This is a genomic window from Burkholderia sp. BCC1208, from assembly GCF_902833095.1.
Taxonomy (GTDB): domain Bacteria; phylum Pseudomonadota; class Gammaproteobacteria; order Burkholderiales; family Burkholderiaceae; genus Burkholderia.
The window spans coordinates 484,660-511,040 of record NZ_CADFDY010000001.1; the positions used below are offsets into that span (position 1 = coordinate 484,660).

Below are 26,381 nucleotides of genomic sequence, written 5' to 3' on the forward strand. Positions count from 1 at the left end.
GCATCCAATTCACGCATTTTTCGGCAGATTTCCAAACATGAGCGACAACACGCTTGCGAAGAGCTTCGAGCCCCATACCATCGAGTCCCAATGGGGGCCGGAGTGGGAAAAACGCGGCTATGCCGCCCCGGCATTCGATCCGTCCCGCCCCGATTTCGCGATCCAGTTGCCGCCGCCGAACGTGACGGGCACGCTGCACATGGGCCACGCGTTCAACCAGACGATCATGGACGGCCTCGCCCGCTATCACCGGATGCTCGGCGAGAACACGCTGTGGGTGCCGGGCACCGACCACGCGGGGATCGCCACCCAGATCGTCGTCGAACGCCAACTCGACGCGCAGGGCGTGTCGCGCCACGATCTCGGCCGCGAGAAGTTCGTCGAGCGCGTGTGGGAATGGAAGCAGAAATCCGGTTCGACGATCACCGACCAGGTGCGCCGCCTCGGCGCGTCGACCGACTGGTCGCGCGAATACTTCACGATGGACGACAAGATGTCGGCCGCCGTGCGCGACGTGTTCGTCACGCTGTATGAACAAGGGCTGATCTACCGCGGCAAGCGCCTCGTCAACTGGGATCCGGTGCTGCTCACCGCCGTGTCGGACCTCGAAGTCGTCAGCGAAGAGGAAAACGGCCACCTGTGGCACATCCGCTACCCGCTCGTCGACGGCTCGGGTTCGCTGACGGTCGCCACCACGCGTCCCGAGACGATGCTCGGCGACGTCGCGCTGATGGTCCATCCGGAAGACGAGCGTTACGCGCACCTGATCGGCAAGCTGGTCACGCTGCCGCTGACGGGCCGCGAGATTCCGGTGATCGCCGACGACTACGTCGACCGCGAGTTCGGCACGGGCGTCGTGAAGGTCACGCCCGCGCACGACTTCAACGACTACCAGGTCGGCCTGCGCCACAAGCTCGCGCCGATCGAGATCCTGACGCTCGACGCCAAGATCAACGACAACGGCCCCGAGCAGTATCGCGGGCTCGACCGCTTCGACGCGCGCCGTGCGATCGTCGCCGATCTCGACGCGCAGGGCTTCCTCGACTCCGTGAAGCCGCACAAGCTGATGGTGCCGCGCGGCGACCGCACGGGCGTCGTGATCGAGCCGCTGCTGACCGACCAGTGGTTCGTCGCGATGACGAAGCCGGCGCCGGAAGGCACGTTCAATCCGGGCAAGTCGATCACCGAGACGTCGCTCGACGTGGTGCGCGACGGCCAGATCAAGTTCGTCCCGGAGAACTGGACGACCACCTACTACCAGTGGCTCGAGAACATCCAGGACTGGTGCATCTCGCGCCAGCTGTGGTGGGGCCACCAGATTCCCGCGTGGTACGGCGAGAACGGCGAGGTGTTCGTCGCCCGCAACGAGGAAGACGCGCGCGCGCAGGCCGCGGCGAACGGTTACACGGGTGCGCTCAAGCGCGACGAAGACGTGCTCGACACGTGGTTTTCGTCCGCGCTCGTGCCGTTCTCGTCGCTCGGCTGGCCGAACGAAACGCCCGAACTGAAGCATTTCCTGCCGTCGTCGGTGCTCGTCACCGGCTTCGACATCATCTTCTTCTGGGTCGCCCGGATGGTGATGATGACCACGCACTTCACCGGCAAGGTGCCGTTCCATACCGTCTACATGCACGGCCTCGTGCGCGACGCGGAAGGCCAGAAGATGTCGAAGAGCAAGGGCAACACGCTCGACCCGATCGACATCGTCGACGGCATCGACCTCGAAGCGCTGGTCGCGAAGCGCACGACGGGCCTGATGAACCCGAAGCAGGCCGCGACCATCGAGAAGAAGACGCGCAAGGAATTCCCGGACGGCATCCCCGCGTTCGGCACCGACGCGCTGCGCTTCACGATGGCGTCGATGGCGACGCTCGGCCGTAACGTGAACTTCGACCTCGCGCGCTGCGAAGGCTATCGCAACTTCTGCAACAAGCTGTGGAACGCGACGCGCTTCGTGCTGATGAACTGCGAAGGCCACGACTGCGGCAGCGACAAGCCGGAAGTCTGCGGCGCGGGCGACTGCGGCCCCGGCGGCTACCTCGACTTCTCGGCGGCCGACCGCTGGATCGTGTCGCTGCTGCAGCGCACCGAAGCCGACATCGCGAAGGGTTTCGCCGATTACCGCTTCGACAACATCGCGAGCAGCATCTACAAGTTCGTGTGGGACGAGTACTGCGACTGGTATCTCGAACTCGCGAAGGTCCAGATCCAGAACGGCACGCCGGAACAGCAGCGCGCGACGCGCCGCACGCTGCTGCGCGTGCTGGAAACGGTGCTGCGCCTCGCGCACCCGGTCATCCCGTTCATCACCGAAGCGCTCTGGCAGAAGGTCGCGCCGCTCGCGGGCCGCTATCCGCAGGGCAAGGCCGACGGCGAAGCGTCGCTGATGACGCAGGCGTATCCGGTCGCGAACCTGCAGAAGATCGACGAGGCGTCCGAGCAGTGGGCGGCCGACCTGAAGGCGATCGTCGATGCATGCCGTAACCTGCGCGGCGAGATGAACCTGTCGCCGGCCACCAAGGTGCCGCTGCTCGCGGCCGGCGACGCCGAGCGCCTGCGCTCGTTCGCGCCGTACGTGCAGGCGCTCGCGCGCCTGTCGGAAGTGCAGATCCTCGCAGACGAAGCGGCGCTCGACCAGCAAGCGCACGGCGCGCCGATCGCGATCGTCGGCCCGAACAAGCTGGTGCTGAAGGTGGAAATCGACGTCGCGGCAGAACGCGAACGTCTGTCGAAGGAAATCGCGCGCCTGACGGGCGAGATCGCGAAATGCAACGCGAAGCTCGGCAACGAGGCTTTCGTCGCGAAAGCGCCGCCGGCCGTGGTCGAACAGGAGCAGAAACGCGTCGCGGAATTCCAGAGCACGCTGGAAAAACTGCGCGCGCAGCTCGATCGGTTGCCTGCGTAACAAACGGTAAGGTCATTTGCGTTCACTATAATGCGAACGTGAACATAGACCGTCTGACAAGTCGATTACAGGAATAAAGGTTCGATCATGTTGAAAGTCACCAAGGCGGTATTCCCCGTTGCCGGCCTCGGCACGCGGTTCCTGCCGGCAACGAAGGCGAGCCCGAAGGAAATGCTGCCGGTCGTCGACAAGCCGCTGATCCAGTACGCGGTCGAGGAAGCGATCGCCGCGGGCATCACCGAGATGATCTTCGTGACCGGGCGCAGCAAGCGCGCGATCGAGGACCACTTCGACAAGTCGTACGAGGTCGAGGCCGAACTCGAGGCGCGCGGCAAGGAAAAGCTGCTCGAACTCGTGCGCAGCATCAAGCCGAGCCATGTCGACTGCTTCTACGTGCGCCAGCCGGAAGCGCTCGGCCTCGGCCACGCGGTGCTGTGCGCGGAAAAGCTCGTCAACGACAATCCGTTCGCGGTGATCCTCGCCGACGACCTGCTCGACGGCAACCCGCCGGTGATGAAGCAGATGGTCGACGTGTTCGACCACTATCACAGCTCGGTGATCGGCGTCGAAGAGATCCCGCCGTCGGAGACGAAGGCGTACGGGATCGTCGACGGCAAGGAATGGGAAGAGTCGATCGTCAAGATGTCGGCGATCGTCGAGAAGCCGGCGCCGGACGTCGCGCCGTCGAACCTCGGCGTGGTCGGCCGCTACATCCTGAAACCGCGGATCTTCGAGCACCTGCGCGCGCTGAAGCCCGGCGCGGGCGGCGAACTGCAGCTCACCGACGCGATCCAGGCGCTGCTCGCCGACGAACAGGTGCTGGCCTACAAGTACCAGGGCACGCGCTACGACTGCGGCAGCAAGCTCGGCTACCTGAAGGCGACGGTCGAATTCGCGCTGCGCCACCCGGAAGTCGGTGCGGAGTTCGAGACGTACCTGCGCACGCGCGACGGCGCCCAACCGACCGTCTGAACGCGGCAAGGGCGCGCCCCGACGGGCCCGCCCTCACCTCCCGGCCACCGCTCAGCGCGCGTCGGCCGGCTTCACCGAGACGACGCCCGGCATCCCGCCCGCGTCGTCTTTTTTCGTCTTGACGAGCCAGCCGCTGCCGTCGCCGAACGGTATCTTCGCCAGCGCGCTCTTGACGAGCGCCGGCGCGGCCTGTTGCGTGCCCGGATCGCGATCGCGCAGCGACGCCGACACGCGATAGACGTCGGCACCCGATTGCGCATCGACGAAACGCAGCGTCAGCACGTGGCGGTATACCTTGCCCGCGAACGGCAGCGCGAACGGCGCCGGCCCGTCGACCGTCACGCATGCGCTGCTGGCCGCGCCGCACCGGTCGGCGCTCGTCGCGACCGCCGCCGGCTGCGTCGCATACGCGATCGAGAGCCGATAACGCGCGTCCTTGAGCGGCTGCGCGTCGAAACCGCGGTGCGCGAGTTCGTCGCGTACGAGCGTCTCGATCCGCCGGTACTCGGCGTCGTCCGCCTGCGCGGTCGTCCGTACGAAATCGTAGCCGTGCGCACCGGATGCGAATGCATTCGGCTGCCCGACCGCGCTCACGCCGCTCGTCACGCCGGCGCAACCCGTCAACAGCGACGCCGCCAGCGCGCTCGCCGCCCATTGCTTTCTCATGACTTTCCCCAAATGCCTGCCGTCGCGCCCGGCCCTGTCAGGCGGACGGCTCGTCGATCGCGGGCAGCGACACCGTCACCGCGGTGCCGACACCCACTTCGCTGTCGACCGACACGCTGCCCCCATGGCGCGTGACGACCGTCTTCACGAAAACCATGCCGAGGCCGGAGCCCGGGATGTCGGGCCGCTCGCCGGCATGGAATCGCTTGAAACGCTCGAACAGATGCCGCTGATCTTCCGGCGCAATGCCGTAGCCCTGATCGCGAATCGTACAGAACATCCGCTTCGACGCGTGCTCGACCGTCAGCGTACACGTGATCACCGTGTCGGACGGACTGTATTTGACCGCATTGTTCAGCAGGTTCACGAATGCGCGCGTGATCAGCGAGCGATCCGCGCGCACCCAGCACATGTCGGCGCCCACGTCGGTCTCGATGCGAATGTGCTTCGCCTGCGCCTGCGGCCACACCTCGTCGCTCGCATCGATCAGCACGTCGACGAGGCTCGTCGCTTCCAGCTGGTAAGCCTGCGACTCCGCGCGCGCCAGTTGCACGAACTCGTCGGCGAGCGACAGCGCGCGGTGCGCATAACGCTCGATCCGCGCGAGCAGCCCGCGCATCGTGTCGGTCTCGACGCGATCGCGCTCGATCTCGACCAGCGCAAGGATCGACGACTGCGGCGAACGCATGTCGTGCGACAGCAGGTGCAGCGCTTCCTCGCGATGCCGTTCGGCCGCATGCAGCTCGGTCACGTCGACGAGGCCGGCGATCCAGCCCGTCACGCGCCCTTGCGCGTTCGTACACGCCGCGTAGCGTAGCAGATGGTCGAGCCCGTCGCGATCGCGCACCTCGATGCCGCGCGCCATCGCGTCGTGCTCGGCCTCGAGCGTCGGGTCGAGCGCGGCCGGCCAGCGCTCGCGGATCGCCGCGTCGTGTTCGGCGTTGCCGTCGACGGTCTTCATGAACGTCAGCTCGCCGAGCGCGGTGCGCAGCGGCCGCCCTTCCGGCAGCGGCAGCGCGAGCCGCGACCCGTAGCGTTTCGCCGCGTGGTTCGCGATCAGCACGGTGCCGGCGAGGTCGGTCACGAAAATCGGTTCGGGCATGCTGTCGAGGCTGTCCCACACGAAACGCTTCATGTCCTGCACGCGCTGCGCGGCCTGCGCCATCAGCGCCATCTGCCGCTCCAGCACGTCGCCGCCGACGCTGCGCGTGCGCGGCGCCTCGGGCAGCAGGTGCGGCTCGTCGGCGAGCCGCTGCAGCTCGCGGCGCAGGTACGACATCGTCATTTCCAGCCGTCGCCAGTTCCAGATCGGGTAGACGGCGATCAGCCCGAAGACCGCGGGCGCCGGCGTCAGCCAGATGCGCGCCTCGAACAGCAGCGCCACGCTCGCGAGCACGGCGAGCGCGGCAAGGCTCAGCGTCAGCAGCAGCGCGCGCCACGGCGACAGCATCAGGAAGCCGCCCAGCAACACGGCGAGCGGCAGCAGCGACGCGATGAACAATCCCGCGCGCGACGCGGGCGAGATCGCGCTGCCGGTCGCCAGCATGTCGAGCACGTTCGCATGGATGTACACGCCGGCCAGCGGGCCGAACTCGCCGGACACCGGCGTCGCGAAGCGATCGTACAGCCCCGATGCCGTCACGCCGACGACGACGATCTTGCCGCGCAGCGCGTCGGGCTTCACGCGCCCTTCGAGCACGTCGTCGAACGACAGCGTCGGATACGCGGGCGTGTTGCGGCTGAACGGAATCAGGTAGCGGCCGTCGCCCGCCGCATCGCGCGACAGGTCGTGCGCGTTCGCGCCGGGCACGCCGCCGACCGGGTGCAGCCGGCCGGCCTGGATCGCGCGGTACACGGGCACCATCAGTTGCGGCCAGCGCACGCGGCCGTCGCTTTCGAACAGCGCGACGCTGCGCACGATACCGTCGCGATCGACTTCGAGATTGATATGGCCGAGCCCCGTCGCCCGCGCGGCGAGCGCGGCGACCGGCGGATCGACCGATCGCGTGCCGTCCGCCTGCTCGGGGCTCAGCAGCACCGGCAGGAAGGTCGGCACGCGGCTCATCGCGTCCGCGAACGTGCGATCCTCCGGCGACGGCTCGGTAAACAGCACGTCGTAGACGACGGCGGCCGGCTGCGCGCGCGCGAGCGTGTCGAGCAGCCGCGCATGCACGTCGCGCGGCCACGGCCAGCGGCCGAGCGCGGACACGCTCTGGTTGTCGATGTCGACCACCACCACGTCGGGCGACAGCGGCAGGCTGCGCAGCATCAGCAGCCGGTCGTAGATCAACCCGTCGACGCTCGACGACAGGCGGCCGAGCGCGCACGCGAGGATCACCGCGATCCCGAGGCAGCCGATCGCGATCCATTCGATCAGGAAGCGGCGGCCGAGGCGCCGCCGCGGGGAAACGGAGTCGGGTTTCATGCGCCGCGGGTCAGCGCGACAACGTGAACGCGCTGACCGGACTGGTCTTCTCGTAGAACTTGCCGCCTTCGAATTCCTCGACGGTCACGGCCCAGAAATAGTCGCCCGCCGGCAGGTGCGCGACGGTGATCTGGCGCGCGTGCAGCCCGACCTGATCGACGACCGGCGCGCTCAGGTCCTTCGAGCGCGACAGCACGAACCGGTAACGCGCATTCTGGCCCGACCCGTTCGGCGACCAGCGGAACTCGTAGCCGCCCGCGCCCTGCGACGCGCTCGCATCGAGCCCCATCACGCGACGTTCGAACGCATAGGTGCGCGGCAGCCCCTCGAGGCCGTTCGCATCGATCGCGGCAATCCGCACGAAGTAATTCCCGTTCGGCACGTCGCGGAACACCGCGCGCGGCGAATCGGTACGCGTTTCGCGGAACAGGTCGAGCAGCCCCGCATCGTGCGCGAGCTGCACGCGATACGCATGCGCCTGCGCAAGCGGCGTGACGTCGAATGCGACGTCGGGCTCGTCCTGCACCTTGTCGGGATGCGCGAGCACGGGCGCGTCCAGCAGTTCGACGGGCTCGCCGACCGCACCGGACGACGTCGCCACGCTGCCGAACTTCGCATGCACGAGCGTCGCGCCCGCCGGCTGGCGGCCGCCCGCGACGCCGACGGTGCCGTCGAGCACTTCGACGCGCGTCGACGCAGTGCCGGCGGCGTCGTAGTTCACGCGAAAGCGCGTGCCGCGTACGCCGGCGACGACCGACGGCGAGCGGATCTGGAAGCGGTCGTCGCGTTTCTTCAGGTGGGTGACTTCGCTGTCGACCGAACCGCGCGTGAGTTCGAACTCGCGATCGAGCGTGCCGGTCAGCACCGTGCGGCGCAGCGACTTCAGGTCGAGCTGGCTGTCGGGCGGCAGGCTCATGTGCGTGCCGTCGGCCAGCTCGATCGTCACGAAGCCGTTCGGGCCGGTGCGCACGCGGTCGCCTTCGGCGAGCGTCGCATCGTTCGCGAGCGGCGCGAAGGCGGCGCCGGATGCGCGCTCGGCCGTGCCCTGCACCGCGATCACGCGTGCGGTGAGCGTTTCCTTGCGCAGACGCGCGACCGGCAGCTTCAGCGCGACGCCGGGCTGCAGGCGCTTCGGCGCCGGCACGCCGTTGATCTGCTGGAGCAATTGCCAGTCGTCCGCACCTTGCAGGTAGCGCGCGGCGACCGCGTACAGCGTGTCGCCCGCCTGCGTGCGATAGACGACCATCTTTCCCGCGGCGGCGGGCGGCTGCGCCGCGGCCTGCTGCGCGGCGAACACGAACGCGACCGCGCAGGCCGCGCGCAGCGCCGCCGTGCACAGGCCCGCCGTGCGCTGCGTGATTCGCGCGGTCACTCCGGTTCCCCCTGGCCGACCCGTTCGAGCCGGTAGCCGTACCCGTAGATCGGCGCGAGACGGTAGCCGTTTTCGGGCCGCAGGCCGAGCTTGGTGCGCAGCATCGAAATGTGCGTATCCATCGTGCGCGACGGAATGTCGGTCGCCTGCTTCCACACGAGGTCGAGAATGTGCGCGCGCGACAGCGGCCGGTCGAGATGCTGGAACAGCAGCAGCGCGAGCTCGAATTCCTTTTGCGTGAGGCTCACGGCCTTGTCGCCGACGTACGCCTGCTTCAGGTTCACGTCGAAACGGAACTGATCGAATTCGCGGACGGTCGCCTCGGCGTTGACCGGATACGCGCGGCGCAGCAGCGAACCGATGCGCGCGCGCAGGATCGGGCCCGACACGGGCTTGACCACGTAATCGTCGGCGCCGGCGTTGAGAATCTGCGTGATCCCCGCCTCGTCGTCGCGGCTCGTCATGAAGATGATCGGCAGGCTATGCTCGGTCTGGTTGGCGCGCACCCACTTGAGCACTTCCTCGCCGGACATGTCGGGCACGTTCCAGTCGAGCACCAGCAGGTCGAACGTCTCGCGCTGCAGGCGCTTCTTCAGGGCCTTGCCTTCCTTGAACGCATAGCACGTATGGCCGATGGCCGTCAGCGTTTGACTGACGAAATCCGTCTGGGCCGGATCGTCATCCAATACAGCAATTCTCATAGCACCCCGCAAATCGAAGTCGATTCGTCCATTCGGCTCCCGCGCCTGCCCCGGCCGCGCAGCATGCGCGCGGCACCGGATACCGGCCGGCGAGCCGTCGTTCGCCGCTCGCGCCACCTGCGCAAACCGGCGACCCCGGTTAAATATCTCAAAAACGGGGCACGGACGAACCGGCGATTTCATCATAGTAGTATGAAATTCGCCAAGAAATTGCGCGGACTATCGCCCTTTCTTCGAATAATCCTTTCTGTTGCGCAACCGGACGCCTATTCGGCGCCCGCGATGCCGGCCACCGGCTCGGCAAAATCGTCTGTCGGCACGCGTGGCGACGGCCGCTCCGACAGCGGCGGTTGCGCCAGCATCCGCTGCAACTGGTCGCGCACACGCTCCCACGCGCCGGCCGCGTAGTCGGGCTGGCCTGCCGCCCATGCCTGCGCCAGATCGAACACGCGTTCGATCGTCGCACCGCAGTAGGTCGGGCCCGAGCCATCGCCCCGCGCGGCATCGCGCAGCCGTTCGTCGAGCCACTCGGCCAGCCACGGCATCTCGGCCGCGGCCGAATCCGCATAGGCCTCCAGCGCGGCACGCGCGTGGCGGTCCCGTTGCGGATCGAGCTCGATCCGGTTCAATTCCGAGGTGCGCACGGGCGCGATGCTTTGCGCTCCGGACGGACTTCGAAGGGTCCCTGGTCTGAAGGACATGTCCTCTCCCCGTTGTACGACGGTAGCGTCAGGCATGGCCCCCGAGCCCGCCGTGCGACGTACCGTGGCCGGCGCCTCCGCTGGGAGCGGACGACCGGCCGGGTCAGTATACGCAGCCGGTCACGCAACGAGGTTTAAGAATTGTCAGAGAGGCGCGGTAAGCGCTTTCCAATGGAACAGGAGCCTGAGCGAGGGGTGCGCTGGCTCTTGTGTAGCGCTCGCTCCCGTCAGGCTTCTTTCGGTCTTGGAAAGTACTCAGGGGCAGCCGGCTGGGTGGGCCGGCGAAGCGGTCCGCCAGGCGCGCCGGCCGGGCGCCGGGCGCGGCGGGACGTGCGATGCGCGCCTTCAGCGGCGGCGCATCAGGAACACGAAGGTCTTGTCCTGGGTCGTCGATTCGACGATCTCGTTGCCCGTCTGCTTCGCGAACGCGGCGAAATCGCGCTGCGAGCCCGGATCGGTCGCGAGCACCTTGAGGATCTGCCCGCTTTCCATATCGGCAAGCGCTTTCTTGGCACGCAGGATCGGCAACGGGCAATTGAGCCCGCGCGCGTCCACTTCCTTGTGAATCTGCATCGGCGGTCGACCTTCGAATGACGCGCCACTCACGGCGCGGGAGGAAGCCGCGATTTTACCGCAGCGCCGCCGTGCCCGCCCGGCCCGCCCACGGCCCGGCGCGCGCCGCCGTCGGGCTCACGCGCCGGAGAAGCCGCCCGCAAGCCGTTCGCGCAGGTGCCGCACGAGCGCGCGCACCGCGCTCGGCACGACCGGGCTGTATGGGCGGATTGCGAAAATATGGTCGCCGAACGCGCCCGACGGCCGCCAGCCATCGAGCAGCGCGACGAGCCGGCCGGCATCGAGATCGCGCCGCGCGCTGAAATCGGGCAGCAGCGCGATGCCGAGCCCGCCGAGCGCGGCCTCGCGCATCGCCTCGCTGTTGTTCGCCGCGAAACTGCCGCGCACCGGCACGCTCACGCGCTGGCGCCGGCGGCCGTCCGGCTCGAAGCTCCACGCGGCCGGCTCGTGCTCGCGCAGGTAGCACAGGCAGCTGTGATCGACGAGTTCGCTCGGGTGGCGCGGCGCGCCGCGCATGTCGAGATAGTCGCGGCTCGCGACCAGCAGCGAACGCGTGTCGCACAGCTTCCATGCGACATGGGTCTGCGGCGCGGTGGTCGTATGGCGGATCGCGAGGTCGAAGCCCTCCTGCGTCAGCGAATGCAGGCGGTCGGACAGGTCGAGCTCGATCTGTACGCCCGGATGCTGACGCAGGAAATCGGGCAGGTGCGGCACGATCTGCTGGCGCCCGAGCGCGACCGGCACCGTGAGGCGCAACAACCCGCGCGGCTCGCCGGCGAGATCCTTCACGCGCGCGAAATGCTGGCCGATCGACTCGAACGCGTCGCGCGTGCTGTCGACGAGCGTCTGGCCCGCATCGGTGAGCCGCACGCTGCGCGTGGTGCGCCGCACGAGCGGCACGCCGGCCGCCTTTTCGAGATCGGCGATGCGCTGGCTCATCGCGGCCTTGCTGATGCCGAGCCGCTGTGCGGCAGCCGTGAAACTGCCGGCCGCGGCCAGCACCGTCAGCGAATGGATGTGCGGCCAGAGCGCCTGGACATTTTGCTGATTCATCCACTGATTATTCAGAATTCTGAACAGTGAATCAAGTTTCGCGGCCTTCTCCGGCCCTGCCGGTTTCCCTAGACTAGGTGCTGTTCCCCCCTCATCCCCCAGGAGACACGATGAATCAGGTTCCCGCGTACACGTCCGACGCCGACGTCGGCCACTATGTCGACGGCGCGCCCGTCGCCGGCCGCAGCGGCCGTTTCCAGGACGTCCTCAATCCGGCGCTCGGCCGCGCGGTGCGCCGCGTGGCACTGGCCGACGGCAGCGAAGTGCAGCAGGCCGTCGCCTCCGCCCACGCCGCGTTCCCGGCCTGGGCCGCGACGCCGCCGATCCGCCGCGCGCGCGTGCTGCACCGCTTCCTGCAACTGATGAACGAGCACCGCGACACGCTCGCGGCGATCATCACCGCCGAACACGGCAAGGTATTCTCGGACGCGCAGGGCGAAGTCGCGCGCGGCATCGACATCGTCGAATTCGCGTGCGGCGTGCCGCAGCTGCTGAAAGGCGATTTCACCGACCAGGTCAGCACCGGCATCGACAACTGGACGATGCGCCAGCCGCTCGGCGTCGTCGCGGGCATCACGCCATTCAACTTCCCGTGCATGGTGCCGTGCTGGATGTTCCCGGTCGCGATCGCGACGGGCAACACGTTCGTGCTGAAGCCGAGCGAGCGCGACCCGTCGGCCGCGCTGTTCATCGCCGACCTGCTCACGCAGGCCGGCCTGCCCGCCGGCGTGTTCAACGTCGTGCAGGGCGACAAGGGCGCGGTCGATGCGCTCCTCGATCATCCGGACGTGCAGGCCGTCAGCTTCGTCGGCTCGACGCCGATCGCGGCGTACGTGCAGCAGCGCGCGGTGCAGTCGGGCAAGCGCGTGCAGGCGCTCGGCGGCGCGAAGAACCACCTCGTCGTGATGCCCGACGCGAACATCGACCAGGCCGTCGACGCGCTGATCGGCGCCGCATACGGCTCCGCGGGCGAGCGCTGCATGGCGATCAGCATCGCGGTGCTGGTCGGCGACGTGGCCGACCGAATCGTGCCGGCCGTGGCCGAGCGCGCGCGCAAGCTGGTGATCGGCGACGGCATGTCGCCGGAAGTCGAGATGGGCCCGATCGTCACCGGCGAAGCGTTGAAGCGCATCGAAGGCTATATCGAGCAAGGCGTGAACGAAGGCGCGCAACTGGTGGTCGACGGGCGCGGGCTGCGCGTGCCGGGCCGCGAAGCCGGCTTCTTCACCGGCGGCACGCTGTTCGATCACGTGCGCCCCGACATGCGGATCTACAAGGAAGAGATCTTCGGCCCGGTGCTCGGCTGCGTGCGCGTGAAGGATTTCGGCGAGGCGGTCGACCTGATCAACGCGCACGAGTTCGGCAACGGCGTGTCGTGCTTCACGAGCGACGGCGGGATCGCACGCGAATTCGCGCGACGCATCCAGGTCGGCATGGTCGGCATCAACGTGCCGATCCCGGTGCCGATGGCGTGGCACGGCTTCGGCGGCTGGAAGAAGAGCCTGTTCGGCGACATGCACGCGTACGGCGAGGAAGGCGTGCGCTTCTACACGCGCCAGAAGTCGGTGATGCAGCGCTGGTCGTCGAGCATCGGCAAGGGCGCCGAATTCGCGATGCCGACCGCGAAGTAAGCCGGCCGGTGCGCCGCCCGTCGGCCGGTCAGGCGGGCGGTGCGCCGGCAGAAGCTTCGTCGCATTCCTTGCGCCCGGCCCTTCTGGTGGCCAGCGCAAGCCCGTGATTGGCGGGAACAGCCCTAGCCGGCCTTCGTGCCGTGCGCACCGTCGGCGGTCGGCATATAGGATAGCTCGAGCCGGTACGCGAGCGCGACGAACAGGCTCTGCGCGAGGCCCATCGTGGCCGTCAGCGCACGAAAGCCGAACGTTGCACTGTCCTGCACCATCAGCGTCACTTCCGCGTCCCGCGCGAGCGGGCTCATCCGGCTGTCGGTGATCGCGATCAGTCGCGCGCCGCGCTGCGCGGCCTGCTGCGCGACCTGCACGGTCTCGTCCGCATACGGCATGAACGAGATCGCAATCATCACGTCGCCCTCGCGCACCGACCGGATCTGGCCGAGATGCATGCTGCCGAGCGCGCTGAACAGGCCGATCCGTTTGTCGGTATGCTGCAGCGCATAGTCGAGATACACGGCGATCGGAAACGCGCGCCGCGACCCGGCGATCCAGATCGCCTGCGTATCGGCGAGCAAATCCACGGCCTGCGCGAGCGCCTGCGAATCGAGCGTCTGCCGCAACTGCTGCATCCCGGCAATGCTGCCCTTGATGAATTCGTCGGCGATCTGTTCGGGCTGCAGGCTCGACGAGCCGGCCTCGATCACGTCGCGCAGCCGCAGGTTGTATGCGCGCCCGGGCGCGATCTGCTGCGCGAGCCCCTCGCGAAACAGCCGCTGCATCTCGGAGAAGCCGGAGAAGCCGAAGTGCTTCGCGAAGCGCACGACGGCCGACGGCTGGACGCCGCAGGCTTCCGCGAGCGACTGGATGCCTTCCAGCCCAAGCTGGTCCCGATGCGTTTCCACGTGGCGCGCAATCACCTTCAGGCGATTGCTGAGGCCGTCGTACTCCTGCGTCAGGTGCTGCAGGAACTGCTCGACGGTGGCGGGAGGTTTCTCGGATGAACTCATCGGATAGCGCGAAGTTGACGGCCCCGATGCGCGCGCGATGCTGGCGCACGCGGCCCGGGGCTCGACTGGATACATGCATGAAGGGCGAATTTAATCACGTTTGCGGCCCGGCCCGCGCCGCCTGCTCGCTCCCACGCGCTCGATCATCACTTGCACACGCTCCACGGCACGACTGGAAGCGATTGTCCAACGGGCTCGCGGCGTCGTAAAGATTAGGGCGTCTACCGAGGCCGGCTGTCGCGACGAAGCGCGACGACGCGCCGCGCAGCCCGCCTGCCCTCACCGTTCAACGATAGTCGACCCATACGCTGCCCGCATCGGCCGAACGCACGCAATTCTCGACCCAGCGCACGCCCTCGACGCCCGCGTGGACGTCCGGAAAGCGGATGGCCTTCAACGCCGCGGCGTCGCCGCGATCGGCCGCATCCATCGCGAGCGCGAAGCGCGCGTACAGGTTCGACCAAGCCTCGAACAACCCTTCCGGATGCCCGGCGCCGATCCGATCCTCGCGCAGCGCCCGCGGATGCAGATAGCCCATCCCGCGATCGAGCACCTGCGCGGGCTGCCCCTGGATTTCGTAGCGCAACTGGTTCGGATGCTCGTCCCACCATTCGATGCTGGCCTTCGAGCCGATCACGCGCACCTTCTGCCCGTGCATCGAGCCGGCGTTCACCGCGCTCGACCACACGTAGCCGATCGCCCCGGTGTCGTATTCCATGATCGTGAACGCGTTGTCCTCGAGCGGCGCGCGGCTCTTCACGAAGCTTTGCCGCGAACACATCAGCCGCCGGATCTTCAGTTCCGGCGCCATCACCTCGGAGATGTACAGCGGATGCGTGCCGATGTCGCCGAGCACGTAGCTCGGGCCCGCGAATGTCGGATCGACGCGCCAGCGCGCGGCCGCGCTCGCGGCCTCGACGCCTTCGCTGTGAAAACCGTGCGCGAACTGCATCTGCACGATGCGGATCTCGCCGAGGTCGCCGCGCGCGATCATCTCGCGCGCCTGCTCGATCATCTGGTGTCCCGAGTAGCCGTACGCAACGCCGACGATCCGGTTCTTCTCGATCGACAGCCGCTGCAGCGCCTCGGCCTCTTCGGTCGTGAAGCACAGCGGCTTCTCGCAGACCACGTGCAGCCCCGCGTTCAGCGCGGCGCAGCAGATCTCGAAGTGCGTGTTGTTCGGCGTCGCGATCGACACCGCGCGGATGCCGTCCGGGCGACGCGCTTCGGCGTCGAACATCGTCGCGTAATCGGGATAGCAGCGCTCGGCCGCGACGCCGAGCTTCACGCCGAACTGGCGGCCGCGTTCGGGATCGAGGTCGAATGCGCCGGCAACCAACTGGAAGCTGCCGTCGCGCAGCGCGGCCGACCGGTGGCTGTAGCCGATCTGGCTGCCGAGCCCACCGCCGACCATGCCCCAGCGAATCGAATGTCCAAGCAGAATCTGTCCGTCAATCATGATGGTGGTGTTCCCGGTGCGTGTTCAGGAGGTCATGCAAAACCGGCCGACGCGAGAAACGCGCGGCTCGCGGCGACGTCGCGCAGGCTCGTGCCGGCGTTGCGCGGGTCGCGCTCCTGCTCGATCGTGATGGCGCCCGCGTAGCCGATGTCGTCGAGCGCCTGGCGGATCGCGCGGTAGTCGAGCACGCCGGTGCCGATCGGGCACATCACGCCGCGCGCGCATGCGGCGAAAAACGCGATGTGCTCGCCCATCACCGCGTCGTACACGGCCGCGTCGATATCCTTGAAATGGACGTAGTCGAGACGCGCCGCATGGCGGCGCAGCCACATTTCGGGGTCCATGCCCGAGTAATGCAGGTGGCCGGTGTCGAGACACAGGCCCACCGTATCGGCCGGAATATCGGCCACGATCCGGTCGATCTCGTCCGCGAACTCGATGTAGCCGCCCGCATGCGGATGAATCACCGCGCGCACGCCGAACGCGTCGCGCGCGATCGTCGCGATCTGCCGGATATGGTCGACCATCCGCGCCCAGCGCTCGTCGGACAGCCGCGGCGCGCGATCGCCGTGACCGGCCGCGTAGTCGCGTTCCTCGTGGCCCCAGTCCATCACGACCAGGTACGGCGCCGCGTAGCGCTGGCCGTCCTGCGTCGGCGGCGTCGGCAGCCGCGTGATCAGCGCGCAGATGTCGCGCGTCTGGCGCAGCAGGTTCGGCAGGTTCTCCGGCGACACGAGATCGTCGAAGATCGTGCCGGCCGTGATGCTCAGGCGGTGCCGTTCGAGCTCGGCGCTCACCACGTCGGGCTCGAGCGGGATGTAGCCGTACGGCCCGAGCTCGATGCCCGAGTAGCCGGCCTGCGCGGCCTCGGCAAGCACGTGCCGCCACGGCGGCAGGTGCGGGTTCTTCACGTCGTCGACGCCCCAGCAGCACGGCGCGCAGCCAATCTTCATCGTCATGTCGGTCGGTCCGGTAAGCGACGAGCGGCCGCGGATCAGCCGCGATAGAACGCGGGATGGTCGGCCATCGCGATCGGTTCGACCGCGCCGCTCTTCTGCGCCCGCACGCATGCGTCGGCCGCGACCGCCGCTGCGTAGCCGTCCCATGCGGACGGCCCGGTCAGCCCGCCCTGCCGCACGCCGTCGATGAACGCCTGCAGCTCGACGTCGTACGACGCGATGAAGCGCTCCTTCCAGTCAGTCATGATCTCGACCGACTGCCGCGCCGCGTGCTTGAGCCCGACGGCCGGCGGATCGGGCAGCTTTGCGATGCCCTGCTCGCCGACCACCTCGCACTGGATGTCGTAGCCGTACTGGCAGTTCACGAAAATCTCGACGTCGATGCGCACGCCGCTCGCGGTTTCGAGCAGCACGATCTGCGGATCGGCGAGGTGCGCGGATGCATGGCGCGTCTTCCTCGGATAGACGACCTGCGCGCTCGCATAGTCCTCGCCGAGCAGCCAGCGCAACACGTCGAGTTCGTGGATCAGCGTGTCGGTGATCGCCATGTCGGTCGTGTAGCGCTCGCCGACCGACTGGTTGCGGTGCGCGCAGTGCAGCATCAGCGGCGCACCGATTGCGCCGCTGTCGATCAAACGCTTGAGCGCACGATAGCCTTCGTCGTACGGCCGCATGAAGCCGACCTGCACGAGCCGCTTGCCGTGCGCGACTTCGGCTTCGACGATCCGCATGCAGCCGTCGGCCGTGACGGCCAGCGGCTTCTCGCAGAACACCGGCTTGCCGTGCGCGATCGCGTCGAGCACGAACGCTTCGTGCGTCGGCCCCCACGACGTGACGAGCACGGCCTGCACGTCGGCGGCCGCGACCACTTCGTGGCCATCGCCGTAGATCTCGGCGTCGAGCCCGTATTTCGTCACCGCGTCGCGCGCCTGCCGCGGATCGATGTCGTTGACGGCCACGACGCGCGCGCCGGACAGCGTGCGGGTCAGTCTGCGGATGTGGTCCTGGCCGATCGCGCCGCAGCCGATCACGCCGATTTGCAAGGTCATGCAGGTGTCTCCAGTGGTTCGTTCATCAGCGGCGCGACCCGTGCCGCGCCGGTCATCAATCGGTCAGCGCGCGGCGCGGTCGAAATGGCGATCGACGTAGCGCTGGATGGTGTCGCGCATGTAGCGCGACGAGGCTTCCGCGCGGTCCTCCCATGCGAACACGCACGACGACATCACGCCGTCGAAGCCGGCCGCGCCGAGCGCGCGGAAAAACACGTCCCAGTCGATCTCGCCCTGCCCGATGTCGAGATGCTGGTGCACGCGGATCTGGTTCGAGCCCGGCGGGTTCACGATGTAGCGCAACTGGCTGCTCTTGCGGTGGTCGAACGTGTCGGCCACGCGCACGTGCGCGAGAATCGGCGCGGCCTGCGCGATCATCGCGGCCATGTCGTCGCCGTAGTAGAACGTGTGCGGCGCGATATACGACAGCTTCAGCGCGGGCGACCCGAGATTCGTGACGATGTCGATCGCCGGCTGCAGCTGCTCGATCCAGTCCTCCGGATGCGGCTCGACCGACAGCACGATGCGTTCGCGCTCGAGGATCGGCAGCAGCACGTCCATCGAGCGGAACCACGCGGCTTCGCACAGCTCCTTCGGGTTCGCGCCCGGCCGCTCGCCGACCGAACGCTCGGGCGACGCGCCGCGCCCGAACTCGGACACCATCAGCGGGCACTCCATCTCGACCGCGACCTCGATCGCCTTCTGCCAGCAGCGCACGGCCCATTGCCGCTCGTCCTCGAACGGGCTCGCCCAGCGGTACATCGGCTGCAGCGACGCGAGACCGACGCCGCTCGCGCGCATCGCCTGGCGGAACGCGGCCATGCGTGCGGGGGTCGCGCGCGGCATCACCCACCAGTCGAGAAAATCGCTGCGCGGCGACAGCTCGATCTGGTCGTAGCCGAGCTCGGCGACCGCATGCGGCAGCCGATCGAGCGGAAGGTGGCGAATCATGTAGGGATCCAGAGCGATCTTCATCTTCTTCCCGGACGGTTCCACGGTTTCGGCAGTATCGAAATCGGTCAGCGGCGCGACTTCTTGTTGCGGTACTGGTCGGCGATCACGGCCGCGACGATGATCGCGCCCTTCACCATCTCCTGGTAATACGCATCGATGCGGATGAACGTGAAGCCCGACGTCATCACGCCGAGGATCAGCACGCCGATCACGGTGCCCGTCACGCGCCCGAGGCCGCCCGACAGCGACGTGCCGCCGATCACGACGGCCGCGATCGCATCGAGCTCGTACATCACGCCCATGCCCGACTGGCCGGAGATCGCGCGCGCGGCCGTCACGGTGCCGGCGATCCCGCTCAGGAGTCCCGCGATCGCATAGACGAAGATCAGGTGCCGCGTGACGTTGATGCCCGACACGACGGCCGCGTGGCGGTTCGCGCCGATCGCATAGGTGTATTTGCCGAAGCGCGTGTAGCGCAGCACGACGTGGAAGATCGCGGCGACCACGAGAAAGATGATCACCGGATTGGCGCCCGCGCCGATCGCCGCGAACGGGTCGGTCAGCATCGACACCGGCATCCCGTTGGTGAACCACTTCGCGAAGCCGCGCGCGGCGACCATCGTGCCGAGCGTCGCGATGAACGGCGGGATGCCCGTCATCGCGATCAGCGTGCCGTTCAGCAGGCCGACCAGCAGCCCGACGCACACGCCGGCGAGCACCGGCCAGATGATCGGCAGGTCGGTGAGGTGCGGAAACACCGCGCGCGGAAAGTCGGACACCTGCGCGAGGCTCGCCGACACGACGGCGGCCGCCGCGACCACCGACCCCGACGACAGGTCGATCCCGCTGGTGATGATCACGAGGTTCACGCCGACCGCGATGATGCCGATCACGGCCATCTGCAGCACGATGATCTCGAGCCGCTCGGTATTGAAGAGGAAGCTCTGGCCGACGACGATCCAGCCGACGATCTCGAAGAACAGGCTGATGCCGACCAGCACGAGGAAGATGCTCAGTTCCGGCGGCCACTTCGTATGCCGCGACTTGAGCGTCATGGTCTGCGCATCCGCGACCGGGTTCAGGTTGCCCATTTCAGTTGTCTCCAATCTTGTTACGGCTCAGCGCGACGCGAGATCCATGATGCGGACCTGGTCGGCGTCCTTGCGATCGACGATGCCGGTCATGCGCCCTTCGTGCATCACCATCACGCGATCGCTCATCCCCAGCACTTCCGGCATTTCCGACGAGATCATCAGCACCGCGACGCCCTTGCCGGCAAGCGCGCTGACGAGCCGGTGGATCTCGGCCTTCGCGCCGACGTCGATGCCGCGCGTCGGTTCGTCGAGGATCAGGATGCGCGGCTGCGTGAGCAGCCAGCGGCCGATCAGCACCTTCTGCTGGTTGCCGCCCGACAGGTTCTGGATTTCCTCGTGCAGCCCGGGCGACTTCACGCGCAGCATCCGGCTCATTTCCTCGCAGTCGCGCTTCAACTGCGCCTGCTGCACGAAATTGAACTTCACGTAGCGGCGGCTCAGCACCGCCGCCTCCATGTTCGCGAGCAGGTCGAGATTCAGGAAGCAGCCGGAATCCTTGCGGTCCTCGGTGAGGAACGCCATCCCGTGCTTCATCGCCTGCGCGGGCGTCGCGATCCGCACCGGCTTGCCGTCGATGCGGATCTCGCCCGACGTGGCCGGCACGACGCCGAACAGCGCCTCCGCGACGTTCGAGCGCCCCGAGCCGACGAGGCCCGCGACGCCGAGGATCTCGCCCGCGCGCAGCTCGAAGCTCACGTCGCGGAACACGCCGTCGACGCAGAGATCCTTCACCGACAGCACGACGTCGCCGATCGGCACGTCCTCCTTCGGGAACATCTGCGTGATCTCGCGCCCGACCATCATGCGGATGATGTCGTCGCGGGTGACGTCGCTCGACGCATGCGTGCCGATGTACTTGCCGTCGCGGAACACCGAGAACTCGTCGGCGATCTCGAACAGCTCGTTCATCTTGTGCGTGATGTAGACGATGCCCTTGCCCTGCTCGCGCAGCTGGCGAATGATCCGGAACAGGTGCGTGACTTCCTTGTCGGTCAGCGCGGAGGTCGGTTCGTCCATGATCAGCACGTCCGAGTCGAACGACACGGCCTTCGCGATCTCGACCATCTGGCGGCTCGCGACCGTCAGCGCGCGCACGTCGGTTTCCGGATCGATGTCGATCGACAGCCGCTCGAACAGCGCGGCCGTGCGGCGGCGCAGCTCGGCGTGATCGATCAGGCCGAAGCGGTTCTTCGGTTCGCGGCGGATCCAGATGTTCTCCGCGACCGTCATGTACGGCATCAGGTTGAGCTCCTGATGGATCATCGCGATGCCGCGGTCGAGCGCATCGAGCGGGCCGTTCAGCACGACCGGTTCGCCGTTGATCAGGATTTCGCCCTGGTCGGGCGTGTAGACGCCCGCGATGATCTTCATCAGCGTGGACTTGCCGGCGCCGTTCTCGCCCATCAGCGCATGAACGGTGCCGCGGCGCACGCGGAACTGCACGCCGTCGAGCGCGACGACGCCGGGAAAGGACTTGCCGACGCCGCGCACCTCGAGCACGCAGTCGGCCGCGGAAGGAGGCGGCGAACCGGACGAGCCGGCCGCCCCGGACGAAGCGGCCGGCGCGTCGCCGCCGGCCATCGGGCGCGCGATCCTGGCTGTAAACATGGACGTTCCTCGACAAGTCGCGCGCGAACCCGGCCGTGCCGGGCCCGCGCAGTTCAACGGGACAACCGGTCAGTGCTTCGCGTACTGGTTCATGTTGTCGGGCGTCACGAGCTCGAACGGCACGTTCACGTAGCGGTCGACCGGCTGCTTCTTCGCAAGCTTGAGCGCCGCGGCCACCGCCTGCGCGCCCTGCCCGGACGCGTTCTGGTACACGGACACCTTCAACTCGCCGGCCTTCATCGCAGCAAGCCCGTCCGGCGTCGCGTCGATGCCGGCGACGACCGTCTTCGGCGTCAGCTTGCGCGCGGCCTTCAGCGCGTTGATCGCGCCGATCGCCATTTCGTCGTTGTTCGACACGATCGCGTCGAACTTGGTCCCGGAGCTCAGCCAGTTCATCGTGATGTCCTGGCCCTGCGTGCGGCTCCACTTGCCTTCGCGCTTGTCGACGATCTTCATGCCCGCGCAATCCTTGGTCGCGATCACGTCCTCGATGTCCTTGGTGCGGGCGCGCGCCGATTCGTTGGACAGCTCGCCCATCAGCACGAGGATGTCGCCCTTGCCGCCGAGCAGCTTGCACACCTGGCGCGCCTGCAGCGTGCCAGACTGCTTTTCGTCGGATGCGACGACCGCGACGCCGGCCGGCAGCTTGTCGAAATCGACCGGCTTGCGGTTGACGTAGACGAGCGGGATCTTCGCCGCGGTCACCATCTTCGTGATCTTCGGCGTCGCGTCGGTATCGACCGCGTTCACGATGATCGCGTCGACCTTCTGCGCGATCATGTTCTGGACCTGGCTCAACTGCTTGCCGACGTCATTGCCGCCGTCCTCGATCTGCACCGTCGCGCCGTCCTTCTTCGCGGAATCGGCGATGCTGTTGCGCAGGATGGTCAGGAACGTGTCGTCGAACGATGCCATCGTCACGCCGATCTTCTCGGCATGCGCGAGCGGCGCAGCCAGGATCGCGGCGGCCGCGACGGCCATCAGCTTGGTCTTCATGATCAATCTGTCTCCTCATCTCCGGGGGCGGAAGACGGCGCGTTGCGCGCCGCCGGGCCGAGTCCCGTCTGGTCCGATCGGGACTGAAGCATCCGGATGAAACTGTAGATCACTTCCTCGAAAATTTGGAAATTTATTTCTACGTGATTTCACCTAGGGAACTGGATTTCCAAAAAGTCTAGACTGCGTCCGTAGCCCGAATCCTGACGGCAGGCAGCCTCGCGTCGTGCAGCATCCGCTGCCGATAGCCGCCCAGGATTCGGTCCCCTAATCTGCCGGCAGCGCCGAACGCCGGCCGCGAGCGTGACACGTGATATGAGCCTGCTGAACTTTCCGAGTGACCGCCCCATCGATCTCGCCTGCCTCGGCCGCGTGGCCGTGGATCTCTATGCGCAGCAGTACGGCAGCCGCCTCGAAGACGCGCGCAGCTTCCAGATGTATCTCGGCGGCTCGTCGGGCAACGTCGCGTTCGGCGTCGCGCGGCTCGGGCTGAAGACCGCGATGATTTCGCGCGTCGGCGACGAGCAGATGGGCCGCTTCCTGCGCGAGACACTCGAGCGCGAAGGCTGCGACACGAGCCAGTTGCAGACCGATCGCGAGCGCCTCACCGCGCTGGTGCTGCTCGGACTGAAGGATCGCGATACGTTTCCGCTGCTGTTCGTGCGCGAGAACTGCGCGGACATGGCTGTGCGCGCCGACGAGATCAGCGAGGACTTCATCGCCGGTTGCCGCGCGCTGGCGATCACCGGCACGCATCTGTCGACGCCGGGCACGCGCGAGGCGTCGCTGACGGCGTTGGCGTATGCGCGCCGGCACGGTGCCGTGCGCATCCTCGACATCGACTACCGGCCGGTGCTGTGGGGGCTGACAGCACGCGGCGCCGGCGAGAACCGCTACGTACCCGACGCGCAGGTGACGCGGCAACTGCAGCAGGTGCTCGGCGAATTCGACCTGCTGGTCGGCACCGAAGAGGAATTCCTGATCGCGGGCGGCGTGCCGCACGACCTGATCGCGTCGTTGCAGGCGGTGCGCGCGATCACGACCGCGACGCTGGTGGTCAAGCGCGGCGCGCTCGGCTGCTGCGTGATCGAAGGCGACGTTCCCGTGCGCATCGACGATGCGCCGACCTTCGTCGGCGAACGCGTCGAGGTGCTCAACGTGCTCGGCGCGGGCGACGCGTTCCTGTCGGGCCTGCTGTCGGGGCTGCTGCGTGGGCGCGACTGGGCCGAATCGACGCGGATCGCGAACGCGTGCGGCGCGATCGTCGTGTCGCGTCATGCATGCTCGGCCGCGATGCCGACGCCGGCCGAACTCGCGCACTGGTTCGACGGCAGCCGCAATCCGGCGGTCGATGCCGACCGCACGCTCGCGCACCTGCATCGCGTGACGGTGCCGCGCCGCGAATGGGACGACCTGTGCGTGATGGCGTTCGACCATCGCAGCCAGTTCTACGAACTCGCGGTGCAGGCCGGCGCGGACGAAGCGCGGATCAAGACGTTGAAGCGCCTGCTCGTGCGCGCGGTCGAACAGGTCGAACGCGATCGCGGCATCGCCGGCCACGTCGGCGTGCTGATCGACGGCGGCGCGTACGGCAGCGACGCGCTCGCGTCGGCCACCGGGCGCGGCTGGTGGGTCGGCCGCCCGGTCGAGCTGCCGGGCTCGCGGCCGCTGCGGTTCGACGAGACGCGCTCGGTCGGCTCGTCGCTCACGCACTGGCCGACCGAACAGGTCGTGAAGTGCCTCGTTCACTATCACCCCGACGACCATGTCGACCTGCGTGTCGAGCAGGAGCAGCGCGTGCTGGAACTGTGGGAAGCCACGCGGGCGAGCGGCAACGAGCTGCTGCTGGAAATGATTCCGCCGCGCGCGGTCACGCCGGCCGGCACCGAGGACGACGCGGTGCTGCGCACGGTCGCGCGCTTCTACAACCTCGGCGTGAAACCCGAATGGTGGAAGCTCACGCCGTTGAGCGCCGACGGCTGGGCGCGGCTCGCCGCGCTGATCGCGGAGCGCGATCCGCACTGCCGCGGCGCGGTGATCCTCGGGCTGAACCAGCCGCTGCAATACCTCGTCGACAGCTTCCGCTCGGCGACCGACCCGATCGTCAAGGGCTTCATGGTCGGGCGCACGCTGTGGGCCGATGCGTCGTTGAACTGGTTCGCGGGCCGGATCGACGACCAGGCGCTGATCGACGAAGTGGCCGGCAACTTCGCGCAACTGGTCGACGCGTGGCTGGGCCGGCGGGCCGCCGCGCGCGCCGCGGCGGCAGCCTGATGCCCGTGTTCGTGACGACCATCCGACTTCTCTCTATCGACCGACGATGACCACTACCGTAAGACTGACCGTCAGCCAGGCGCTCGTGCGCTACCTGGCCGCCCTGCGCGCCGAAGTCGTCCAGCCTGACGGCCGCACCGAGATCCTGCCGTACTGCGGCGGCGTGTTCGCGATCTTCGGCCACGGCAACGTGGCCGGGCTCGGCGAAGCGCTGCATGCCGAGAAGGACCGGCTGCCGACGTTTCGCGCGCACAACGAGCAAGGGATGGCCAATGCGGCCGTCGCGTTCGCGAAAGCGAATTTCCGCCAGCGGATGATGGCCGCGACGTCGAGCATCGGCCCCGGCGCGACCAACATGCTCACCTCTGCCGCGCTCGCGCACGTCGGCCGCTTGCCGCTGCTGCTGCTGCCCGGCGACGTGTTCGTGTCGCGGCTGCCCGACCCGGTACTGCAGCAGGTCGAGGATTTCGAACAGGGCGACGTCAGCGCGAACGACTGCTTCCGGCCCGTGACGCGCTACTTCGATCGCATCACGTCGCCCGAGCAGTTGCTCGTCGCGCTGCCGCGCGCGATCCAGGTGATGACCGATCCCGCGCAGTGCGGCCCCGTGTGCCTCGCGCTGCCGCAGGACGTGCAGACCTTCGCGTACGACTGGCCCGAGGATTTCTTCGCGCCGCCGGTGATCCGGATGCGCCGGCCGCCGGCCGACGCGCTCGAACTCGCCGATGCGCTCGACGTGCTGAAGGCCGCGAAGAAGCCGCTGATCGTCGCCGGCGGCGGCGTGCTGTACAGCCAGGCGTGGGACGCGCTGCGCGCGTTCGCCGACACGCACGGCGTGCCGGTGGCCGAATCGCAGGCCGGCAAGGGCAGCCTCGCGTGGGACCACCCGCTGAACCTTGGCTCGATCGGCGTGACGGGCTCCCCCGCCGCCAACCGCGCGGCCGCGCAGGCCGACGTCGTGTTCGCGGTCGGCACGCGGCTGCAGGATTTCACGACCGGCTCGCACGCGCTCTACGGCGACGCGACGCTGCTGAGCCTGAACGTGCAGCCGTTCGACGCGGGCAAGAAACGCGGCCGGCAACTGGTTGCCGATGCGCGTACGGGCCTCGGCCAGTTGTCGGCCGCGCTGGCCGGCTGGCGTGCCGACGCGGCGTGGACGGCCGCCAACCGCGACCAGGCCGCCGCATGGAACGCGCGCGTGACGGAGCTGACCACACGGATGCCGAAGGACACGCTGCCGTACGACGCGGACGTGATCGGCGCGGTGCGCGACTCCGCGGCCGACGCGGGGCGCGACAGCGCGCGCGACGATCTCGTCGTCTGCGCGGCCGGCACGCTGCCGGCCGAACTGCACAAGCTGTGGCGCAGCGGCGTGCCGGGCAACTACCACATGGACTATGCGTATTCGTGCATGGGCTACGAGGTCGCGGGCGGCCTCGGCGCGAAGCTTGCACGACCCGAGCGCGAAGTGATCGTGATCGTCGGCGACGGCTCGTACATGATGCTCAACGCGGAGCTCGCGACCTCCGTGATGCTCGGCCGCAAGCTGATCGTCGTGATCCTCGACAACCGAGGCTACGGCTGCATCGAGCGGTTGCAACTCAATTGCGGCGGCGCGAGCTTCAACAACATGCTCGACGACTGCGTGCCCGAGGGCGGCGAACGCTCGACGATCGACTTCGCGATGCATGCGCGCGCGATGGGAGCGGACGCCGTGCACGTGGGCGACATCGGCGAGCTGCGCCGCGAAATGAAACGCGCGCGTGCGACGACGAAGAGCCAGGTGCTCGTGATCGACACCACGCACCGTCGCACCACCGACGACGGCGGCGCATGGTGGGAAGTCGCGGTGCCGCAGGTATCCGAACGCGCCGGTGTCGAGGACGCACACCGCGCGTATCTCGATGCGAAAACCCGGCAGCGGCGCTGATTGCGCACGCTGCGCCACGAACACGCCTGCCACACATCATCCGAATCAAGGA

At 67.9% G+C, this 26,381-nt stretch carries 20 protein-coding genes; 5 read left to right on the top strand and 15 right to left on the bottom strand.

From position 1 onward, the window contains the following. Window positions 1–37 precede the first annotated feature (37 nt). Together HWX09_RS02195 and galU are read left to right on the top strand one after the other, a co-directional pair. On the top strand, window positions 38–2,905 hold the full coding sequence (locus tag HWX09_RS02195) for a valine--tRNA ligase (protein WP_027784228.1): 2,868 nt from the start codon (window positions 38–40) through the stop codon (window positions 2,903–2,905). An 87-nt stretch (window positions 2,906–2,992) separates the two neighbouring features. Next, window positions 2,993–3,877 carry a UTP--glucose-1-phosphate uridylyltransferase GalU gene (gene galU / locus HWX09_RS02200; RefSeq protein ID WP_027784227.1) on the top strand — a complete coding sequence of 295 codons (885 nt, stop codon included), beginning with the start codon at window positions 2,993–2,995 and terminating at the stop codon, window positions 3,875–3,877. 51 nt (window positions 3,878–3,928) lie between these two features. On the opposite strand, the gene HWX09_RS02205 is transcribed toward galU, so the two are convergent. From HWX09_RS02205 to HWX09_RS02235, 7 genes are all read right to left on the bottom strand, one after another. Continuing rightward, window positions 3,929–4,543: a DUF4136 domain-containing protein gene (locus HWX09_RS02205; protein ID WP_027784226.1), complete on the bottom strand. Its 615-nt coding sequence runs from the start codon at window positions 4,541–4,543 to the stop codon at window positions 3,929–3,931. 37 nt (window positions 4,544–4,580) lie between these two features. Next, window positions 4,581–6,968 carry a CHASE2 domain-containing protein gene (locus HWX09_RS02210; protein WP_027784225.1) on the bottom strand — a complete coding sequence of 796 codons (2,388 nt, stop codon included), beginning with the start codon at window positions 6,966–6,968 and terminating at the stop codon, window positions 4,581–4,583. A 10-nt stretch (window positions 6,969–6,978) separates the two neighbouring features. Next, complete coding sequence (locus HWX09_RS02215; RefSeq protein ID WP_027784224.1) at window positions 6,979–8,340, bottom strand: FecR domain-containing protein; 1,362 nt, start codon at window positions 8,338–8,340, stop codon at window positions 6,979–6,981. Then, the gene (locus tag HWX09_RS02220; protein ID WP_027784223.1) at window positions 8,337–9,041 is read right to left on the bottom strand and encodes a response regulator transcription factor; all 705 of its coding nucleotides are present in this window, start codon (window positions 9,039–9,041) and stop codon (window positions 8,337–8,339) included. The genes HWX09_RS02215 and HWX09_RS02220 overlap by 4 nt, the downstream gene beginning before the upstream one ends. Before the next feature lie 266 nt (window positions 9,042–9,307). Next, window positions 9,308–9,742 (bottom strand): hypothetical protein, encoded by a 435-nt coding sequence (locus tag HWX09_RS02225; RefSeq protein WP_027784222.1) that lies wholly within the window; start codon window positions 9,740–9,742, stop codon window positions 9,308–9,310. Window positions 9,743–10,087: 345 nt separating this feature from the next. Then, window positions 10,088–10,315 carry a sulfurtransferase TusA family protein gene (locus HWX09_RS02230; protein ID WP_006402122.1) on the bottom strand — a complete coding sequence of 76 codons (228 nt, stop codon included), beginning with the start codon at window positions 10,313–10,315 and terminating at the stop codon, window positions 10,088–10,090. Window positions 10,316–10,432: 117 nt separating this feature from the next. After that, on the bottom strand, window positions 10,433–11,368 hold the full coding sequence (locus HWX09_RS02235; RefSeq protein WP_027784221.1) for a LysR family transcriptional regulator: 936 nt from the start codon (window positions 11,366–11,368) through the stop codon (window positions 10,433–10,435). A gap of 110 nt (window positions 11,369–11,478) precedes the next feature. On the opposite strand from HWX09_RS02235, the gene HWX09_RS02240 reads away from it, so the two are divergent. Then, entirely contained in the window at window positions 11,479–12,999 is a 1,521-nt protein-coding gene (locus HWX09_RS02240) for a CoA-acylating methylmalonate-semialdehyde dehydrogenase (RefSeq protein WP_027784220.1), read from the top strand. Between the two features lie 122 nt (window positions 13,000–13,121). Here HWX09_RS02240 and HWX09_RS02245 read toward each other — a convergent pair whose 3' ends face one another. The 8 genes from HWX09_RS02245 to HWX09_RS02280 form a co-directional block, all read right to left on the bottom strand. Then, window positions 13,122–14,006, bottom strand: a complete 885-nt coding sequence (locus tag HWX09_RS02245) for a MurR/RpiR family transcriptional regulator (protein ID WP_027784219.1) — start codon at window positions 14,004–14,006, stop codon at window positions 13,122–13,124. 286 nt (window positions 14,007–14,292) lie between these two features. After that, window positions 14,293–15,465 (bottom strand): Gfo/Idh/MocA family oxidoreductase, encoded by a 1,173-nt coding sequence (locus HWX09_RS02250; protein ID WP_027784218.1) that lies wholly within the window; start codon window positions 15,463–15,465, stop codon window positions 14,293–14,295. A 32-nt stretch (window positions 15,466–15,497) separates the two neighbouring features. Further along, window positions 15,498–16,424 carry a TIM barrel protein gene (locus tag HWX09_RS02255; protein ID WP_027784217.1) on the bottom strand — a complete coding sequence of 309 codons (927 nt, stop codon included), beginning with the start codon at window positions 16,422–16,424 and terminating at the stop codon, window positions 15,498–15,500. 35 nt (window positions 16,425–16,459) lie between these two features. Beyond that, window positions 16,460–17,473 carry a Gfo/Idh/MocA family oxidoreductase gene (locus HWX09_RS02260; RefSeq protein WP_027784216.1) on the bottom strand — a complete coding sequence of 338 codons (1,014 nt, stop codon included), beginning with the start codon at window positions 17,471–17,473 and terminating at the stop codon, window positions 16,460–16,462. Window positions 17,474–17,536: 63 nt separating this feature from the next. Then, window positions 17,537–18,448 (bottom strand): sugar phosphate isomerase/epimerase, encoded by a 912-nt coding sequence (locus HWX09_RS02265; RefSeq protein WP_027784215.1) that lies wholly within the window; start codon window positions 18,446–18,448, stop codon window positions 17,537–17,539. A gap of 44 nt (window positions 18,449–18,492) precedes the next feature. Beyond that, window positions 18,493–19,518 (bottom strand): ABC transporter permease, encoded by a 1,026-nt coding sequence (locus HWX09_RS02270; protein ID WP_027784214.1) that lies wholly within the window; start codon window positions 19,516–19,518, stop codon window positions 18,493–18,495. A gap of 27 nt (window positions 19,519–19,545) precedes the next feature. Further along, window positions 19,546–21,129, bottom strand: coding sequence for a sugar ABC transporter ATP-binding protein (locus tag HWX09_RS02275; RefSeq protein ID WP_027784213.1), 1,584 nt, complete (start codon window positions 21,127–21,129; stop codon window positions 19,546–19,548). Between the two features lie 69 nt (window positions 21,130–21,198). Continuing rightward, the gene (locus tag HWX09_RS02280; protein ID WP_027784212.1) at window positions 21,199–22,125 is read right to left on the bottom strand and encodes a sugar ABC transporter substrate-binding protein; all 927 of its coding nucleotides are present in this window, start codon (window positions 22,123–22,125) and stop codon (window positions 21,199–21,201) included. Window positions 22,126–22,440: 315 nt separating this feature from the next. On the opposite strand from HWX09_RS02280, the gene iolC reads away from it, so the two are divergent. Together iolC and iolD are read left to right on the top strand one after the other, a co-directional pair. Next, window positions 22,441–24,399 carry a 5-dehydro-2-deoxygluconokinase gene (gene iolC, locus HWX09_RS02285; protein WP_027784211.1) on the top strand — a complete coding sequence of 653 codons (1,959 nt, stop codon included), beginning with the start codon at window positions 22,441–22,443 and terminating at the stop codon, window positions 24,397–24,399. A gap of 46 nt (window positions 24,400–24,445) precedes the next feature. After that, window positions 24,446–26,329 carry a 3D-(3,5/4)-trihydroxycyclohexane-1,2-dione acylhydrolase (decyclizing) gene (iolD, locus tag HWX09_RS02290; protein ID WP_027784210.1) on the top strand — a complete coding sequence of 628 codons (1,884 nt, stop codon included), beginning with the start codon at window positions 24,446–24,448 and terminating at the stop codon, window positions 26,327–26,329. Window positions 26,330–26,381 lie beyond the last annotated feature (52 nt).